Annotated in this window: 14 protein-coding genes and 4 pseudogenes; 7 read left to right on the top strand and 11 right to left on the bottom strand. The window is 69.9% G+C overall.

Translation table 11 applies throughout. The features are described 5' to 3' along the window. Positions 1-50 precede the first annotated feature (50 nt). The 5 genes from ACWCRA_RS01500 to ACWCRA_RS01480 form a co-directional block, all read right to left on the bottom strand. The gene (locus ACWCRA_RS01500) at positions 51-938 is read right to left on the bottom strand and encodes a hypothetical protein (protein ID WP_451066568.1); all 888 of its coding nucleotides are present in this window, start codon (positions 936-938) and stop codon (positions 51-53) included. Further along, positions 935-1462, bottom strand: coding sequence for an RNA polymerase sigma factor (locus ACWCRA_RS01495; protein WP_451066567.1), 528 nt, complete (start codon positions 1460-1462; stop codon positions 935-937). Before ACWCRA_RS01495 ends, ACWCRA_RS01500 begins: the two co-directional genes overlap by 4 nt. Before the next feature lie 474 nt (positions 1463-1936). After that, the gene (locus ACWCRA_RS01490; protein ID WP_451066566.1) at positions 1937-2392 is read right to left on the bottom strand and encodes a hypothetical protein; all 456 of its coding nucleotides are present in this window, start codon (positions 2390-2392) and stop codon (positions 1937-1939) included. A gap of 330 nt (positions 2393-2722) precedes the next feature. After that, positions 2723-3244, bottom strand: a complete 522-nt coding sequence (locus ACWCRA_RS01485; protein WP_451066565.1) for a hypothetical protein — start codon at positions 3242-3244, stop codon at positions 2723-2725. A gap of 262 nt (positions 3245-3506) precedes the next feature. Beyond that, positions 3507-3812 (bottom strand): hypothetical protein, encoded by a 306-nt coding sequence (locus ACWCRA_RS01480; protein ID WP_451066564.1) that lies wholly within the window; start codon positions 3810-3812, stop codon positions 3507-3509. A gap of 619 nt (positions 3813-4431) precedes the next feature. On the opposite strand from ACWCRA_RS01480, the pseudogene ACWCRA_RS01475 reads away from it, so the two are divergent. After that, positions 4432-4746, top strand: a pseudogene (locus tag ACWCRA_RS01475) (MobF family relaxase); the annotation flags it as partial. 202 nt (positions 4747-4948) lie between these two features. Here the strand turns inward: ACWCRA_RS01475 and ACWCRA_RS01470 are convergent. Then, complete coding sequence (locus tag ACWCRA_RS01470) at positions 4949-5251, bottom strand: hypothetical protein (protein ID WP_399039131.1); 303 nt, start codon at positions 5249-5251, stop codon at positions 4949-4951. A 1047-nt stretch (positions 5252-6298) separates the two neighbouring features. On the opposite strand from ACWCRA_RS01470, the gene mobF reads away from it, so the two are divergent. Further along, positions 6299-8701, top strand: coding sequence for a MobF family relaxase (mobF, locus tag ACWCRA_RS01465; protein WP_451066563.1), 2403 nt, complete (start codon positions 6299-6301; stop codon positions 8699-8701). Here the strand turns inward: mobF and ACWCRA_RS01460 are convergent. The 4 genes and pseudogenes from ACWCRA_RS01460 to ACWCRA_RS01445 all read right to left on the bottom strand — a co-directional run. Continuing rightward, positions 8668-8907 (bottom strand): annotated as a pseudogene (locus ACWCRA_RS01460) (hypothetical protein); the annotation flags it as partial. The gene mobF and the pseudogene ACWCRA_RS01460 sit on opposite strands and share 34 nt — an antisense overlap. A 12-nt stretch (positions 8908-8919) precedes the next feature. Next, a pseudogene (locus ACWCRA_RS01455) lies at positions 8920-9111 on the bottom strand (zinc-ribbon domain-containing protein); the annotation flags it as partial. A gap of 124 nt (positions 9112-9235) precedes the next feature. Next, the gene (locus ACWCRA_RS01450; protein WP_451066623.1) at positions 9236-9373 is read right to left on the bottom strand and encodes a zinc-ribbon domain-containing protein; all 138 of its coding nucleotides are present in this window, start codon (positions 9371-9373) and stop codon (positions 9236-9238) included. A 559-nt stretch (positions 9374-9932) separates the two neighbouring features. Then, on the bottom strand, positions 9933-10457 hold the full coding sequence (locus ACWCRA_RS01445) for a hypothetical protein (protein WP_451066562.1): 525 nt from the start codon (positions 10455-10457) through the stop codon (positions 9933-9935). 456 nt (positions 10458-10913) lie between these two features. On the opposite strand from ACWCRA_RS01445, the gene ACWCRA_RS01440 reads away from it, so the two are divergent. The 5 genes from ACWCRA_RS01440 to ACWCRA_RS01420 all read left to right on the top strand — a co-directional run bounded on the left by ACWCRA_RS01440 (position 10914) and on the right by ACWCRA_RS01420 (position 16421). Beyond that, a complete protein-coding gene (locus ACWCRA_RS01440; RefSeq protein WP_451066561.1) occupies positions 10914-11369 on the top strand; it encodes a hypothetical protein in 456 nt (151 codons plus the stop codon). Continuing rightward, a complete protein-coding gene (locus ACWCRA_RS01435; protein WP_451066560.1) occupies positions 11345-12670 on the top strand; it encodes a helicase HerA domain-containing protein in 1326 nt (441 codons plus the stop codon). Before ACWCRA_RS01440 ends, ACWCRA_RS01435 begins: the two co-directional genes overlap by 25 nt. A 475-nt stretch (positions 12671-13145) precedes the next feature. Further along, positions 13146-13493 (top strand): hypothetical protein, encoded by a 348-nt coding sequence (locus tag ACWCRA_RS01430; protein WP_451066559.1) that lies wholly within the window; start codon positions 13146-13148, stop codon positions 13491-13493. Positions 13494-13578: 85 nt separating this feature from the next. Further along, positions 13579-14262, top strand: a complete 684-nt coding sequence (locus ACWCRA_RS01425) for an ABC transporter ATP-binding protein (RefSeq protein WP_451066558.1) — start codon at positions 13579-13581, stop codon at positions 14260-14262. Further along, positions 14262-16421, top strand: coding sequence for a permease (locus ACWCRA_RS01420; protein WP_451066557.1), 2160 nt, complete (start codon positions 14262-14264; stop codon positions 16419-16421). Before ACWCRA_RS01425 ends, ACWCRA_RS01420 begins: the two co-directional genes overlap by 1 nt. 318 nt (positions 16422-16739) lie before the next feature. Here the strand turns inward: ACWCRA_RS01420 and ACWCRA_RS01415 are convergent. Then, positions 16740-16994: pseudogene (locus ACWCRA_RS01415) on the bottom strand (tyrosine-type recombinase/integrase); the annotation flags it as partial. Positions 16995-16998: the final 4 nt, after the last annotated feature.

The following is a 16998-nucleotide window of genomic DNA, read 5'->3' as shown; positions in this document are numbered from 1 at the left end:
CCGGGCCCGGGATGATGCCGGGCCCGGCCGGTCTCCGAGCGGGGGTGGGTTCAGCGGCTGTGTTCCAGGTGTTTGATCAGCTCGGCGGCGAGGGCGGGGTCGGGGCGGGGGACTGCGCCGTGGTCGTCGTCGGTGTGGACGTCCAGACGCAGGACGGCGTCGGCGGTCGCGAGGTGCTCCATGGCCCAGCCGGCGAACTGCCCGGTGCCGGGAGCCGGATCGGCGGTCTCCTCGCCACAGCCCGGGGGCACGGCTCCGGTGGCTGCGGTGACAGCCGCCTGGGGGGTGTAGTGGCTGCTGGTCACGGGTGTGGGCGGGGCGGTGTCGATCCGGGGGTAGAGGCTCGCTCCGGCCTGGTGGTGGAGCCGGTGGGCCTGGTCGAACCAGAACCTGGCCATCTCTTTTTCGCTGTTCTGGGTGTGGTGGAGGTAGAGGCAGTAGGCGGCGGTCGCCACCCCGGCCCCGGAGGCGAAGCGCCACCAGAACTCCGCGCCCTCGGCGCTGCCGGACAGATACAGCAGGCAGGCGAAGGTCAGCGCCCCGGCCGGGTCGGTGCGGGGGCTGTCGACGAGACGGCCCATCGCCGCGACTGCGGCGGGGCTGGACACGACCTTCGCCGACAGGGACTCCAGCCTGACGGCTGCCTCCCGGTACACGGGCAGCTCCTCCCGGGGCGCCTGCGGCCCGGCCGGCGGTGCCGGTGCCGGTGCCGGTGCCGGTGCCGGTGCTGACGGTGTTTTCGCGGCCGGGGCCCGGTGGCCGGCCGGGTCCTTGGCGGGCCGGGAGGCTCGGGTGCCCCGGGCGGCGCGGCGGACGATCCGTTCCAGGAACGCGTCGCTGTCGAGGTCGGCGAACACGTCCCGGAACACTCCGGCGCCCTGGAGCAGCTCGTCCGTGACGGCCAGGTTCCTGCGGTTCCTGCGGTTCCTGCGGTTCACGCGATCTCCTTCGCCGCCCGGTCGTTCCACTGGACCCCGACCTCCTGGGCGAGCTGGCGCCGCGCGGCGTGCAGGTGCGAGCGCACTGTGGCGGGGCAGATGCCCATGATCCGGGCGACGGCACCCATGCTGTATCCGAGGACGAACCGGAACACGATGACGTCCATCTGCCGTTCGGGCAGCCGGGCGATGGCGGAGTACAGGCCCAGCGAGGACTCCATCACCTCCAGCTGGCGCCGGGTGGCGGCCCGCACCTTCTCGAACGAGGCGGTCTCCACCAGCGTGCGCGGGCGCTCGGCCAGGGCGAGGTAGGTGGCTATCGCGTGCCGCAGCACGGCGAAACCGTAGCGCTCGACGTTCGCCTCCCGCAGGACCTCCGGCCAGTCCTCCAGCAGCTGGGCGAACACCACCTCCACCAGATCCAACGAGACCTGCTTGCTTCCCGAATGCAGGAACGCGTACTCCAGGTAGGAGTGAAGACGGGTCTGGTAGAACGCCTGGAAATCCAGCGGCGCCTCCTCCATCACGCGTCCCCCTCCGTCCGCCCGGGCACCCGCGCCCGGCCCGCCCGCGCCAGCTGCGCGGACCCCGCCCGGACCCCCGCGCCCAAGAGCAGCCGGCCCCCGGCCGCCAAGTCCCGGGCGAACACCCTGGCGGTGATCACCAACAGCAATGCTTCCGTCCAACCCACGTTCACAAGCCCTCCGTTCACCGAACCGAACACGTTCTGCGATCAGCTCATCGCATTGAGGCATCAAACGTTCAGCGGGTGCCGGACTTTTTCGGGCAACAGGCGCACGCTCGCCACGCGCGCCCCCGGACGATGCCCGGAACCGCGCAGACCGCCCGGCCCGGCCGGATCGTCCCGTTCCAGGCGCGCACGGTCCGGGGCGGCCGTGTCCGGTCACTGGGTGATGGCGCGCCTGGCCCGTCATCCCGACGAACACGGCTACGCCGTGGCCCACTGGACGATCGCCGGGCGGCGGACTGAGCAGAGCTCAGGCACCGGCCTTCGGCTCGTGGGCGTCCGGCTGGGCTGCCTCGTTGGGCACGGCCTCGCCGGTCTCGTCGTCGGTGGACCACAGGGCGCGGGCGAGGAAGTACAGGGCGACCATCCCTGCGTAGATGAACATGCCCCAGCCGAAGGCCAGCAGGAAGACGTTCGCGTCGCTGCGCGGGGAGCTGTAGGCGACGCCCTGCATGGTCGTGAACAGCCACGGGAACCACGCGGAGCGTACGAAGCCCGGGTCGGCGTACCGGCCGCCGCCCCTGCGCCACGACAGCAGCGGGACCGCCGCGAAGCCGACACAGGCCAGGCAGTACATGAAGGCGAAGAAGTCGTTGGCGATGAACCGGTGGCCATTGGTGATCCCGAGATAGACGACCCCGGGCAGGAAGAGCGCGGCCGGCACCCCGTAGCCCAGCACCTCGCCACGGTCTCGTACCTTCGCCACGCTCTTCCCCTGCCGTCGACGTCTCACCCGGCACCGTACCGGCCGCGCACCGCCCGGTCCGCCGATCGCCCAGAAGGGCCAGGAGGACGGGGCCGGCTACTCGCGGCGCGCGAGTTCCTAACGCCCCCTCTTCAGGTTGCGCAGGAAGGGGCGTCACGCGCTCTCTCAGCTTGGTTCCCGATCGCAATTCGCGGACCGTATTAGGCTCCGCGTTACCTACTCAGGCAATTCCGAATCTTGCCGCTTGGCCGCCTGGCTGCGAACAACGATTGGAGGCCAGCGAGAACGCCCCGCCGATTCCCCGGCGGGGCGTTCTCACTGGTTCTGTGCTTAGCTTGACGGAATCGTCACGACCGTCACTTGTCCATCCATTAGGCATTCGATGAGCACCGAACCGCCAAGCGGGTGGATCCAGAAGTGCGGCCCGGCGTCCAGGATGTCCCGCGCATGTCGCACCGCCACATCCGCAGGCATGGTCACGGCCGGCATCAGATAGTTGCCCCAGATGACGGCGATCCGCTCGCCCCGCTGTACGTACGAGGAGAGCAGCTCCGCCGCCATCCTCGTCCAGTGCTCCTCATCGTCCCACCAGAGGCGGTCTTCGAACGGAGTGGACTCGAAGTCGATCACGTCGCCGGTAGCAGCCGGAAATCTGCTCAGCGTCGCTGCCGCCAGCGCGCGGTTCTCGGCGAGATCCAGCTTCATCACCTGCCGGCCGTCATCGTCGCGGGGGTCATTCATGAAGTCCGGAAGGTATTCCGGATGACTCCCATAAGAACTACCGTCGGTCATACGTTCCGCCTCAACCACGTCGAAATACCCCCGCTCCCGCCAGGGAACCTTATCGCCCATTTTCGAACCGACGCACCCTTACCCGTCATCACATTGATGTGCGGGCCGATTCGGTCGTCGGTATCCAGGCGGAACGACCTGTATTCCCCACCGCTGGTCGCGGTGAACCCGGTATCCCTACCGAAGGTGTCGACCGCAGACTCCATCGTCCCCTGCCGACGCCGCCACGAACCGGTGTCGATGGGCCCCACGGTGTCCAGGGCCTGGTTTGCGGACACCCCTCCTGCACCGGTTCGCCCGCTACTGGGAGACGTTCCGGCGGTCAGGGGCCGGTGAGGATGGTGTGGGTGCCGATTCGGCGCCAGATGACGTGGGGTGTGCCCTGACGGATCGGTTCCCCGTACTGCCAGGTGGCGCGTCCGGCAGGGCCGGTGCCCATGGACCAGGTGAGTTCGTAGATCCCGGGGAACCCGCTGACCTGCTTGATGCGCAGGCCGGCGCGGAAGCGCCCATCGGCGCGCAGGTCGTGGACGAAGGCGGTGACGGCCCGGCGGAAGCGGCGGCGTTGTTCGGGGGTGAGGCGGTCCAGGTCGGTGGTGAATCGCGGCCGGGTCTCGTACGTGGGCACGGTGTCCTCGGGGAAGCACGAAGCCCCCGGCCGAAGGTCGGCCGGGGGCGGTGGTGGCTACTCGTGTTGAAGGGCGTCGGTGACGCGGTGCTCAGTGGACGGTTGGAGGAGTGGTGGCGCTGGTTGGCGTTGGAGTCGGCTGGAGTCGGATTGCGTGGCGGGTGAGGCCCATGTGGTCGTGGCGCAGCATTCGCACGGGGTCAGCTCTCGTAGCGGGCGTTCATGAGGTCGGCCCACTGCTGCGTGCGTGTCATGTCGCTGGCGCAGGGGCGCAGTGGGGGACCGTCTCGATGCGTGTCGGGTAGTCGGACTGGGCTGACCAGACGGTGGCGGTGACCCGCAGGGTGAGGGGCCGGCCGCACAGCGGGCAGAGGTCTCCGTGGAGCAGTTCGTTCAACACGCTGCGCACTGCACACAGGTCGGCGGCTTACCGTCTCGGGCTGGTGTGGCGGCCCGCCTGGCGGGCGCCCCGGTAAAGATCTGGTGATGGCCTCCCGCCCGGCGGGACAGACCCCGGATCGCCCTTTTGTGCAGGTCAAAGCCGGTGTTACGTGGCCCGGTGATCAGCAAATCGGAGGTCCGCCCGGGTGACGCGTGGCGGTACTACTTCCGCGGCGTGATGGTCGGCGATGGCCACCGCCCCGCGGGCATGGCGCTGCGCGCCGCCCAGGACGAAGCCGGTGTTCCGCCCGGCGTGTGGAGGGGCGGGGGCCTGGCTGCGGTCGACCTCACGGACGGGGACGTGGTGAGCGAGCGGCAGGCCGAGCGGCTTCTGGGGGAAGGCTGGCACCCGGACGCCGACGGGATCGAGCGCGAGGGCCTTCAGGCGGGCGACGATCCGGCGAAGGCCCGGCGGGCGACCGTGCTGGGCAGGCCCATCGAGCACAACCGCTCCCCGAAGGCCGAGAAGGCCAAGGAACGCAGGCCCTGGCTGGGCGACAGCAGAGAGGTTCCGCGCCCGGGAGCCTCGGTGTCCAGCGTCCCGCATCACGAGCGGAGCACAACCTCTTCGTACGGCACTGCTGCAGGTGTCCTGTGTCCGGCGTGGGCACTGCTGCAGGCACCTGCGACTCGTGACTGCGGAATCATGCCGGGCTGCGGACGCTGCCGTTCGCAGCCCGGAGACGGGAACGTGGTCAGACGGTGGTGGCGATCCAGCCGATTGTCTCCTCGGCGTGTGTGCCGTCGGAGGTGACCTTGCCGGCGGCGTGGAGTTCATTGATGCGGATCTTGAAGCCGCTGATGGTGACGTCCGCGATCCGCAGCCCGGGTGTCTCGGGGCCGTTGAACGTCTGGACGAAGGGGGTCACGATCACCGTGGACCCGGCAGGGAACGGGGTGGGGAAGGTGACCTGGGTGAAGGTCGACGTGTCGCCGCCCGTGACGGCGACGGGGCGCGTGGAGTTCAACTGCAGCTTGCCCGTCTGAATCAGGCTCATGGCCATCCACCTCTCAAAGATCGGCCACCGCGTCCAGGACTGAACCGCCGCGGCGCCGGACATCCGGCACCTCCGGTGAGGCGCCGCAGAGGTGTCTGCCCTGAGGATCATCGGTTTAGTGACCGTGTCACTATTCGCGGTACTCATTGCCCGGACAGCTGCGCTGTGTACCGGGATCTGCTTCGGCGTCAATGCGTATTCCCCTGCGGACGCGGGAGCTGGCCCGGCGAATCCGGCACTTGTTCGTGGTCCTGCCGCTGTCCGCCCTGTACGCGGTTACGGACACCGAGTCGCCGGTGCTGTTCGCGACACAGGCGTGCACCGGCCCTGCGGCCCCGTCCGCGCCGGGGCGAAAGCCGATGCTGTGCGGCGGAGGCCGACAGCGTGACCAGGCACCCCGCGGCCACTGCCAGCGCGATGGCGAACCGAGACGCTTCGCGGACAGGGTGGTGGAACATAGCCCCTCCGAGGCTCCTCCGTGCACCAACTCACCCGCCCCAACGCCCCAGACGTACACCCGGGCGCACAGCAGGGCTGTACACGCCCGGTCTCGCCGCCCCCATGGGCGAGCGGCGCGATGCGCGGGACGACACGCCACAGCAGTGGCCGTGTCAGGTGAACGAGAGTTCACCTGCCGTCCGAGACGACAATCGCCGCCTCGCCGGGCCGGGACGCCTGGATACTGACCTCGGCCGGGGCCGAACTGCAGCTCCTTGTGCTCCGGCCGCGCGGACCGCCCCTACGGCCACGACAAACCCAGGCGCCGGCGCGCCTGCTCACCACAGCCTGCGGTCAGTCGCGCTCACGGCGGCGCTCGTTGTCGGTGCCCGTTCCCTTGGTGCTCAGTGGTGCTGGTTGGTGTAGTCCGGGTCGTGTGCTGCGGGTTGTGCTGGGTTCGGCTGGAGAGCGTTGACACTGGCCCGCCGGGCTGGGCCGGTTCCCGCCCGGCGGGCGCAGGGCGAGAGAGTCGGTCTGCTTCTCCCGCCTGGCGGGCCGTCACGCCGATCGGTCTGTTCTTACTGGTCAGGGCGGTGTGGCCTGGTGTCCATGACGATGGATATCGAGCTGGTCACCGTGGGGCAGAGGTACCGCTACTACATGCGCCATGTGCTGGCCGGGCATGGCCCCAGCCGGGCTCGTGGGTCTCTTCATGAGGCGCAGGAGGAGGCGGGTGTCCCGGCGGGGCGGTGGACGGGCCGGGGCCTGGCTGCCCTCGGTCTCGCTGAGGGGGAGGAGGCCACCGAGGAGCAGCTGCGGAACCTCTTCGGCGAGGGCCGCCATCCCGACGCCGATCGGATCGAGGCCGAACAGCTTGCCGCAGGGAGGTCGCCGGAGGCGGCGGAGCGGGCCGGGGCGCTGGGTCGGCGGGTGAAGGTCACCGGTGCGGATCTGGTGTTCCGGCCGCAGCCGTCGGTCTATCTGATGTGGGCGTTCGGGGACGAGGAGACACAGCGGATCATCGAGGGCGCGCACGAGTGGGCGGTCGGGCGGGTGCTGGTGTGGATCGAGGACGAGGCCGCCGTCATCCGTATTGGAGCGCAGGGCGTTCATGAGGTCCGGCCGGTCCACGGGCTGGCCGCCGCGCGGTTCCGCCACTACGAGGCCCGCTCCGGCCGGCCCCTGCTTCACGACCACCTGATTCTGTCCCTGCGGGGGCTGCGGCCGGATGAGAAGTGGGGCGCGGTGCACTCCACGACCCTGCTGAGGAACACGGTCGCCGCTTCCGCCCTTTACGACGAACTCGTCCTCACCGCGGTCTGCGAAGGGCTGGGGGTGGCGTCCGAGCCGCGGACCGTCACCCCGGGCCGCCGCCCGGTGATGGAGATCGCCGGGATACCGCACGAGCTCATCGCCTGGACGGCCCGGCGCAGCGACCAGATCGCCGCCTGCCTGGCCGACCTGGAGCACCAGTACGTCACCGCCGTCGACGACGGGAACCCAAAGTTCGCTCCGGTCATGTCCGAGCGGGCCTGGGCCAAGCTCAACAAGATGGCTGCCCGTCAGACCCGCCCGCCCAAACGGAAGACGGCCCGCTCTCTCGCCCGGCTTCGCGAGATATGGCGGAAGAGCGCGGTCCGCACGTTCGGGGCGGAGCTCATCGACACGCTCCTGGAGCGGGCCCGTGCGGCGGCTGCGGCGATCCGGGCCCGTATCCCGGCCGTGGTCGACCTCGCCCTGGCCGCCGTCGAAGTCGCGGCCGTGGTGTTCGTGATGAACAAGGACGGCACCTTCCAACGCCACCACCTCCTCGCCGAAGCCCGACGCCACCTCGCCCTCGTCCTCCGAGGCCGCCCCCGCGAACCCGGCCTCGACGACCAGGTCGTGGAAACGGCCATCGCCACGCACAGCGCCGACATCACCGACGCCCAGACGCTGCGCGCCCGTACGCCCGCCCACCGACAGCTGGCCATCCCGGATGCCGACCGTCAGCTGCCACCCGACACCGACGGCGCCCCGGCCACGCCCCGGCTCCCGGACCAGGCGGCGGGGGAGTGGGAGATTCCCCGGGTCCCGCTGCGCTACGACCGGGCCGTCCTGGCCGCCGGGGTGGTCCGCGAGAAGCTCCGCACCACCCTCACCGTTGGGCGTGGCCGGGGGTACGACGTTGTCGCGCACCAGCAGGCGGCCATGCCCGAACAGCTCCTCCCGCCCTTGGCCGTTGAGCCCGACCGTGACGATGACGGCCAGGAGCCGGAGGCCGAACCGCGGGAGGCGGTCGACTTCACTGAGCTGCGGGCCCTGAGGAAGTCCCGCACCGATGCCGAATCCCTTGACCTCACCGCCGAGCAGCTGCGCCACATCCAGGAGGCGCACAAGCGGGCGGGTGAGCAGGCCCGTGAGCGAGCGGCCCAGTTACGCCGAACCGGACGGCGTCGGCGGGCTCGCGGCCGGTGCGCGCGGACGACCAGCAGGCGCACCGCCCGCAGCAGCCCGGACCCGGAGCGCACCGCGGCACTGCCACGGCCTGCGCAGGGTGACCCAGTGGGCGCGGGCGCACCACGGGCACTCGGTGAGGAAGGCGCTGGGGCCGTATGCGGATACCCACCATGCGTGTCCGTAACGGGCGCGGTATTCGGCTCGGTTCGGGCTGCGGTGGGAGGGCCAGCCCAACAGAACCAGCTGGCCGCCGGGCCACGCGCAGGTGCATGCGTCGGCGCAGTGACAGGCGCGTGCCCTTCCGAGCTCCGTTGCCTTCTCCCTGCGCGGCGTGCTCGGCACCTTCACCTCCAGCCACGTCCTTTTTTCGGGCAGCCAGAAGTCAGGCAGATACCTGGTGCCGGAGGGAAGCGTGATCAGTTCAGGCTCGTACTCCCACACAATGCCGAGGCCGTTGAGGGTGAGGGCCCAGTCGGCTTCGAGGCGGGACCTGAACAGGGTTCCGGCGTAGTTCGTGGGAACAGCGTCCAGAGGCTCGGTCATCTTGGGTCTCCTTGTCCTTCGGTGGGGTGATGAGCCAGGCCATGGTGGAGCCGGGTGAGTCGAAGGGCTGACGCTTGGCCGGGACGCGCCAGTTTGCCACCACGGCGCCACAGAGCGGCGGTCTCGTGGCTCTCGCTCGCCAGGTCCCGGTAGCGCACCCGGCCGGAACAGGCGGGGCACTTCGCCAAGCCGCGGACACGGTGAAACACCTTCGCCCGGAATTCACCGGCGCACGCCCCGCACGTCCATCAGACCAGACGATGAGAACCGGCGGTCACCGCCTCGGCGGTGAGGGCCTCATTGCGTGCGGGATGCCATTCCGCTGCCAGCTCGGGCCGCACGTCCGCCAGAACGGGCGAGCGCCGTCTTCCCGCACAGTGCGGGCACCCCGATCCCGCGACGGCCCGATGACTCACCGTGGCCTCCCAGCGGTGACCGCTGGAACAGCGCCATCCCAGCCGGACGCGTGAGTTGACCAGCAGCTCCGCCACATCAGCCGGAGCGGTAGCGGGGTCCACCTGTGCGAACAGCTCCGGCAGATCGGCCAGGAGCCCGGCCGGTGCATCACGGCCCGCCCGGAGCGCACGTGGGACAGCCGGTGCCCCGAGACCGGTTGGATACTCGGGCCTGATACTCGTGCCCGGCCGGACAGAGCCACCAGACCCTGCGCTGAGACCCCGGCCCGAACTCCTCCGGCGACACATCGTTGCGAGGATGCCACTCCGCCAACAACGCCGGCGCCCGTTCGCCGAGCCTGACCCGCCCCCGCGGTACAAACCCCGCGCACCGTGGACAGCCGCTTCCGGCGACCCGGGAGACACCTTCGCCTGCCAGACATGCCCGGCGCCACACTGCCAGAACACGACCTTGTGAGACCCAGGGCCTATCAGCGGCATGTCCAGGTGCGCGTTCATTGTCGGATGCCACTGCGCGGCGATGCCCGGATGCTCGGTGACCAGGAAGCGAGTGCGACGTGTCATGGGCACGCACCATAGGCCGCACCACTGACAGTCAACGGTGCTCGACGACGTCCGCCGTGCCATGACAGAGAGGAACGCCCACTGGACGTCTCGTGGAGCCCCGGGGGCTGTGCGCCTTGAAAGCGCCGGCCCCGGGGCGGCGGCAGGGGTGGTGGCTACATGCCGAAGTGGCTCTCAGTACTGCTCGCGAGCCGTGCGGCCAGGTCCTCGGTGCCGACGCCTTCACCGAGGTGCTGCTCCCTGGCTTCACTGCTGGGTACTGCTGTGGGACTGCTCCGTTCTCAGCGGGTCATTACCGGGGGCATGCAGCGGGTCTCGGGGTAGTGGCCGTTGACGTTTGCCCAGGCCCGGGCACCGCTGACGACTCCGGTGACACAGGCGGTCCTGCCGATCCAGATGCCGTAAGTGCTGCCTTTGGCCTTCACCGCCGGTGATCCGATCAGCAGCTGTCCCACGGACAGGTGGGCGGGGCCGGCGAGCCGCTCGAGTACGGTCCGTACCTCCGACGGGCTGATCCTGCCCTCCCGGCGCAGCTTCTCCAGTGCCTGTCCGACGTCAGCGGCTTTCCGGCGGGCCTGTTCCTCGTCCTGGGGACTCATCTCGCCGGGTCGCCGGGCCCGGCTGTTGTCGGCGTAGTTCGGCGGGGTGTCGGGCCCCAGCGTCTCCCGGCCAGAGGGACGGGGGTCCGGCTCGACGGACGCTTTGGCGCTGTCCCAGTTGACCAGCAACTCGTCCTGGGACGCCCCACACCCTGTCAGAACGAGCGCGGCGACCAAGACGGCGACGGTGAACTTCCGCGAAGACATGCGCCCATCCTCGCTCTCCGGTGCCAGCAGATCATGAGCACCGGTACTCATCATCGCCTCCTGACCACAACCCGGGCCGGGCCGATACACGGAACCGACCCGAGACCCCGGCGCTGCGTCGTGAAACCACTCCACATGACACCGGCCCGGTGCCCCGCCACCTGACCCATCCGCCAAGAGCAGGCCGGCCCACTTGCCGGGGTGGTCGGCGGGACGTTATCACCGACCGCCCGTTGTGTGCGGCGGTGACCCCCGACATTGCACCCCGGCCTCAGGGCATACACGGCGTGCGGGGGTTGCGGCCGGTGCCGGAGTCCCTGGTGTCAGTCTGGTCTTTTCTATCCACAAGTGCCCCTTGATTCGTCGGAATCTATGCACAGGCTCCCTGTTTTACGGTCGTGTCCGCTTCTGGGTGTTGGGTGCCCGGAACACGTTGGACGACGAGAGGGCACGACTATGGGGCAGAGCAAGTTCGACCGGCAGGTGGAGGAGACCGCCGAAGCGCTGGCGTTCGGGATCGGCCGGTTCCTGTCCGGCCGCCCCATGGACGGCGAGCGGAAGACCAACGCATCGTTCTGGCGGGCGGGTACCCGGGTGCTGCCGAAGGCGGAAGCCCCGGTGCGCCGCTCTGCCTACCGGCCCGGCTGGCAGCGCGCCGCTTCCCGGATCACCGGTCTGGGTGCGGCGGGGGCGGCCGGGTACTGGGCCCTGGGAGAGGGGGAGAGGCGGGATACCACCCTCACCACCGTCCGGGGTCTGATGGACGATCCGGCGCCGCTCGCGGCCGCTGTCCAGACGGGCGGTATTACCGCGGTCTCGGCCGCCGCTGTCGGCGGGGCCGTCTACGGGCTGGCGACCAGGCGGCGGCGGGAGTTTCAGCGATCTCCGTGCCGCTCGGTATCCCGGAGCTGACCGATCCCCGCCGCTACCTCCACGTCCCCAGGAACTTCTCCGACGACGACGCCGAGATACGCATCGACGTCCCCACCCACATGCGGTTCAACGAGGACCTGGTCGCCGATCTCGTCGCCAAGAAGCTCGCCCTGGAGAATGTCTCCTTCACCTGGTGCCGCGCCGGCCGCGACACCCACGTCGTGGTGAAGAAGCGCAAGGTCCCGCCCAGGAAGCTCGGCCTGGCCGACCCGGGCGTCTGCGAGATCCTCGCGAAGATGCCCGAGTCCGCGCCGCTGATCGGCCTCGGATCGGGCCGGAAGAAGGTCTCGGTCGACCTGGACGCCGACTCCCCGCACGTCCTGATCTCCGCGGGCACCGGCGGCGGCAAGTCCACCATCCTGCGCACCATCTGCTGCCAGTTCATCCACCACGGCGCCCAGGCGTTCGTCCTGGACTTCAAGCGGATCTCCCACACCTGGGCGCGCGGCGTGCCCGGCGTCACCTACTGCCGCGACATCGCCGACATCCACGACGCCCTCATCCAGCTCGCCCAGGAAGGCCGGCGCCGGCTCGCCCTCGCGGAGCAGTTCGAGGACGACGTCCTGGAGCGCGAACCGTGGCGGGTCGGCCCCCGCCTGGTGATCCTCTTCGAAGAGGTCAACGCCACCATGGCCCAGCTCAAGCGGTACTGGGCGAAGATCCGCGAGTCCGGCGACGACAAGACCTCCCCGGCCGTCGAAGCGCTCGCCCAAATCCTGTTCATGGGCCGTCAGGTCCGCCTCCACGTCCTTCTGGTCGCCCAGTCCGCCACCGCCCGCGCCATCGGCGGCCCCGAGATGCGCGAGAACTTCGCCACCCGCATCCTCGTCCGCTACACCCTCAACGCCTGGCGCATGCTCGTCCCCGAGGTCAGCCCCATCCCGATGTCCGCCGAGCACCCCGGCCGCGTCCAGGTCGTCACTCGCGGCCGCGCCCGCGGGATGCAGGTGCTGAACCCGTCGAACGCGGAAGCCCGCGAGTGGGCGATGTCGGGTGCCCACGCGAAAGGCACAGCGGGCCCGCCATGCCCGGCTGACGACGTGCTCGATGCCCGGGGGCTCGGAGCCGAGCCCCTTCCGCCCGCCGACACTCCGGCCGCCGGCACCGAGGGCCGACGTGCTTGGCAACCACGTCGTCGCCGACGAGGCTGCGTTCACAGGGAAGTCACCCGGTTCCGTGCTGATCCTTCTTCCCGCGCCGCCGAGCGGCTCAGCTCGGACTCCCCGGACTGCCTGTCTCGGCGGTGTCCGCGTTCTGGCCGGCCTGGCTTGGGGCGATAGCCGAAAATGTTTATGGGATCACAAGGTGATACCAGGCAAGCGCGGAGGAACTGGGGGTGGTGCCTCCGTATGTGGAAGGAGCGCCGGTGTGGGGATGGCCGACGCGGGCGGCAGCACGATGTTCCGGGAGCGAATCGCTGATTCCGGAAACTCGCTTTCGGCCGGTAACGCGCTGAAACTTGAGCCGTTGACGTCTGTTCTCTTCCTCCGGCACTGCAGAAACCTGCAGCACATGCGGTGCTTGCTCATGTCCCACCGCCCAAGGCTCGGCCGCAGTCGGGTTTGAGCCCTTCTCAGGTCAACCCTTGTTGCTCGCAACCCCACCCGTATACGGTGATCGACACATCACGCCGGATATCCGGCCAAGAGGGCATCAGAACAAGGCCGATGACTACCGATATCGGATGTCTCCACGGTCCCCCTGATGTGCGCTCTGTGTCCTTTTAATCACCACCATCTGAAGGAGTGCATGCGCATGAGGAGAATGAAGTTCATCGCTGCCACCCTGCTCACTGTGGCCCTTACGGTGCCTACAGCTACGGCCGTTGCCAAGAATGCCTACGGCGGCGGCGCCCATGCCTGGAATCCGGCTGACGGCGGCAAGGTCGGCAAGATATCGGTCAAGGACAACAGTGCCGACGGAGACCCGGTGAAGGCCGAGTACTACCGAGAATCCCAGACGGAGGACAAGCGGACCCTGTGGAACCACAGCGGCCCAGGGACCACGGCCACCTCCGCTGACGGATCAAAAATCTACAAGTTCAAGGCGTGCGACGAGAACTACGGCAGCCCGGACGACTGCTCGGCCTGGATCATTTCGTAAACCTGCTCACCACGGCAGCGTTGCCGCACCAGCCCCGTCCCGGGCTGGTGCGGCATTCCCCATTGAGAACAAGAGGCACGATTCCATGAAACAGCGTGATTCCTTAGGTCTCCGCGTGAGCGGTCTGCGGTACGAGGTCGGGGGGCGGACGCTCCTGGACGGGGTGGATCTGTCGGTGTCGCCGGGTGAGTCGGTGGCGGTGACCGGCCCGAGCGGGTCGGGGAAGTCAACGCTGCTGATGTGCGTGCTGGGGCTGGTCAGGCCGCAGGAGGGATCGATCACCGCCGGTGGCCGGGAGATCACCGGGCTGGGGTCCACGCAGCTGGCGCAGGCTCGGCGGGAGACGCTGGGGATGGTGTTCCAGTTCGGTGAACTGCTCCCCGAGCTGACCCCGGTGGAGAATGTCGCGCTGCCGGTGCTGCTCGGCGGGGGCCGCCACCAGGACGCCTACCGGCGTGCGGAGGAGCTCCTCGAAGAGCTGGGGGTTCCCGTCGGGTCGACGCCCACCGGGATGCTCTCCGGGGGCGAGCGGCAGCGCACAGCCGTCGCCCGGGCACTGATCACCGAGCCGGAGGTCCTCCTCGCCGACGAGCCCACCGGTGCTCTCGACCCCGAGGCCAGGGAAGGGGTCGCGCACCTGCTCTTCACCACCGCCCGCGACCGCGGCTGCGCACTGCTGCTGGTCACCCACGATCCCGCGGTGGCCGAGCGGGCCGACCGACGCCATCAGCTCCACGGCGGAATCCTCGTCGAAACGGGAGTCCACTGATGGCCCGGAGTATCCGCACCGCAGGCACGCTGTTCCGGATCGGCCTGGCCGCCGGCCGCGCCACCCCTGGTGACCGGCTGCGCTGGTGGGGCCTGTTCGGTGCCGCGGTGACCGTCGCCCTCGTGACCCTGGCGACCGTGGCCACCCTCGCCACCTATGAGGGCCGGGAGACCAGGGCGGACGACCGAGGGCCGGTGATCACTTTCGGCGAGGACGCCGCGCTGCTGTACCGGGAGGGCGCCGACACGGTCGGGAAGAGGCCTGTGTCCCTCGTCTTCGTCCACCCGCTGACCGCGGAGGCTCCCGTTCCGGCCGGGGTTACCCGGTGGCCGGGGCCGGGCGAGGTACTGCTCTCCCCCGAACTGGTTCGCACCGGAGAGGGGGAGGGAGTCCTGACCCGGTACGGGCGATTCGCCGGGACGGTCACCACCGACGGCCTGGTCACCCCATCCGAGCGGATCGCCTACATCCAGGTGGCCGGGGCCCCGCCGAAGGACGACGACCGGTGGATGCGCGCGGCAGCCTTCGGCAGCGGAGGCGGAGCGACCGGGGAGATGGTCGACCAGCCGCCGGTGAATTCCCCATTGCAGGCCCTCTGGGCCCTGACGGGGCTGCCGGCGCTCGCCCTGGCCGTGGTCGCGGCCCGGGTCGGCTCCCGCACCCGGGACCGGCGCAGCGGTCTGCTCCAGGCCCTGGGCGGGACCTGGCGGCACCGGATGATCGTCAACATCGGTGAAGCCGCGATCCCCGCCGCCCTGGGGACCCTCACCGCGTTCCTTCCGTACACGCTCGCCTCCGTACGGGACATCCGCCTCGTGCCCACCGGGTATCTCCTCGACCACCGGGACCTCTGGGCCGCCTGGCCCACCGCCGGCTGCGCGGCGGCCCTGTCCCTGCTGGTGGTGCTGGGCATCGTGGTGGGCACCCACCGCGTCCACCGCGACGGCAAGTCCACCCGCCCCGCCTCCTTCGCCTCCCGCGTCCCCGCGTGGCGGCTGTACGTCTGCGGCGCCGGCGTCGCGCTCATCCTGGCCAGCCAGTACCTGCCCCGGAAAGCACAGCTCATCGTGTTCACCACCGGGACCGTCATCATGTGGGCCTTCCTGTCCTCCGTCGTGGCCGTTCTGACCCGCCGGCTCGGCTCCTGGCTCGCGGGCAACGGCAGCCGCAGGGGGCACGCGGGCCGTCTGATCGGTGGGCGGTGGACCCACGCGCACCCCGGCGTCATCGTGCGCCTCGCCCTGGCCATGGTGATCGGCATCGGGATCGTCGCCCAGATGCAGGTGTGGACCAGCAGACTCGGTACCCAGTCACAGGCCGCCCTCGCCACGCACGAGCGGATCAAGGACACGGTGATCGAGGTGACTACCGCGAGTATGACCGCGCTCCAGGCGGACCGCTTCCGGGCCTCCCTCCCGCCCGGGGCGGTCCTGCTGACCCGTACCTTTCACGATCCGGGAGCATCCAGAGCCCCCTGGGTCTCTATCAAGGGGTCCTGCAACGACCTGCGCGCACTGGGCGCGGCCTGCCGTGGTGACAGTGCGACAGCGGCGACCAGCAGTGCCACAGTGCAGGAGATGCGCCGCTGGTACGGAGATGTCACATTCACCCGGACTTCCCGGATCACGGTGAAGCCGGGCGGCGCGGAGACTCTGCTCGTCGTGACCGCCGAGCCGGGGCAGTCCGCCAAGGTGAAGCAGGCGGCCTACACACTGGCCAACCCCTCGGTACAGGTCGAAGCACTGGGCGGGAGCTGGCTGCAGCCCTCCAAAACCCGGCTGACGAACTGGATCCAACTGTTCGGCATCACCGGCATCCTCTTCATTCTGGTGGCCGGCGCGGTCAGCGCAGCCGCGGAGTTCGTCCGGGTCCGCCGCGCCCTCGCCCCGCTCTCCGTCCTGACCGACCGCCGCCGGGTCTTCCACTCCGTGGCCTCCTGGCACCTGACAGTCCCGCTGCTCATCGCCACCGTGGTCACCGGCGCCGTGACCGCCTGGCACTCGGTATTCTTCATCGCCCTGGTGCAGCAGGGTTCCGTGTCGTGGACCGTTCTGGGAGCGGGCGTGGCGGCATGTGCCGTGGTCTCCCTGACCGTCGGCTTCCTTGGTGCGCGTACGGCTGCCCGGGCCGCCGACCAGTGGCGGCCAGCAGCCGACTGAACGAAAACGCACGTCACGGTCTTCATCGCCGACAGAACAAATCAAGACGAGGTGAGATGCAACAAGCAGGGCCAGGCGCTCTGCGCGACGGCGATCCCCCCGTGCCCGCCGCCCCCGGCGGCTGCTTCCCGCCACGAGGTGTTCCGCCTGCCCCCTACAGAAGGGGTCGGCGGAACCTGTCGGTACTTCCTCCGGGTACCAACTGCCCTGATCGCGCCTTCTTCCATCGACCGTATGCGCGCTTCGGGCGCGGCGGTTTGCGATGTGCTGACCACCGTCTTTAGTAGGTGTCACTGACGGCCGTCGGCCGTGGCGCAGCCAGTCGGCCAGCGCGGCGCCGACATCCGCGGGCAGCGGCATCCGGTCGACTCGTCCGCCCTTGCCCCGGACCACCAGCTCGCCGCCGCGCCAGTCCAGGTCCTCCAGGCGCAGCCGGGTCACCTCGACCGCCCGCAGGCCCAGCCGTGCCATGAGCAGCAGAATCGCGAAGTCCCGGCGTCCCGATGGGGTGGTCCGGTCGCAGCTCTCGAGCAGGACCGGCACCGCGTCCGTGCCGGACGGCAGTCGGCTCATCCGC

The sequence above is a fragment of the Streptomyces sp. NPDC001889 genome, from assembly GCF_053594535.1.
The sequence above is the reverse complement of the archived record's forward strand: the minus strand, read 5'-3'. Positions and strand labels throughout refer to the sequence as shown.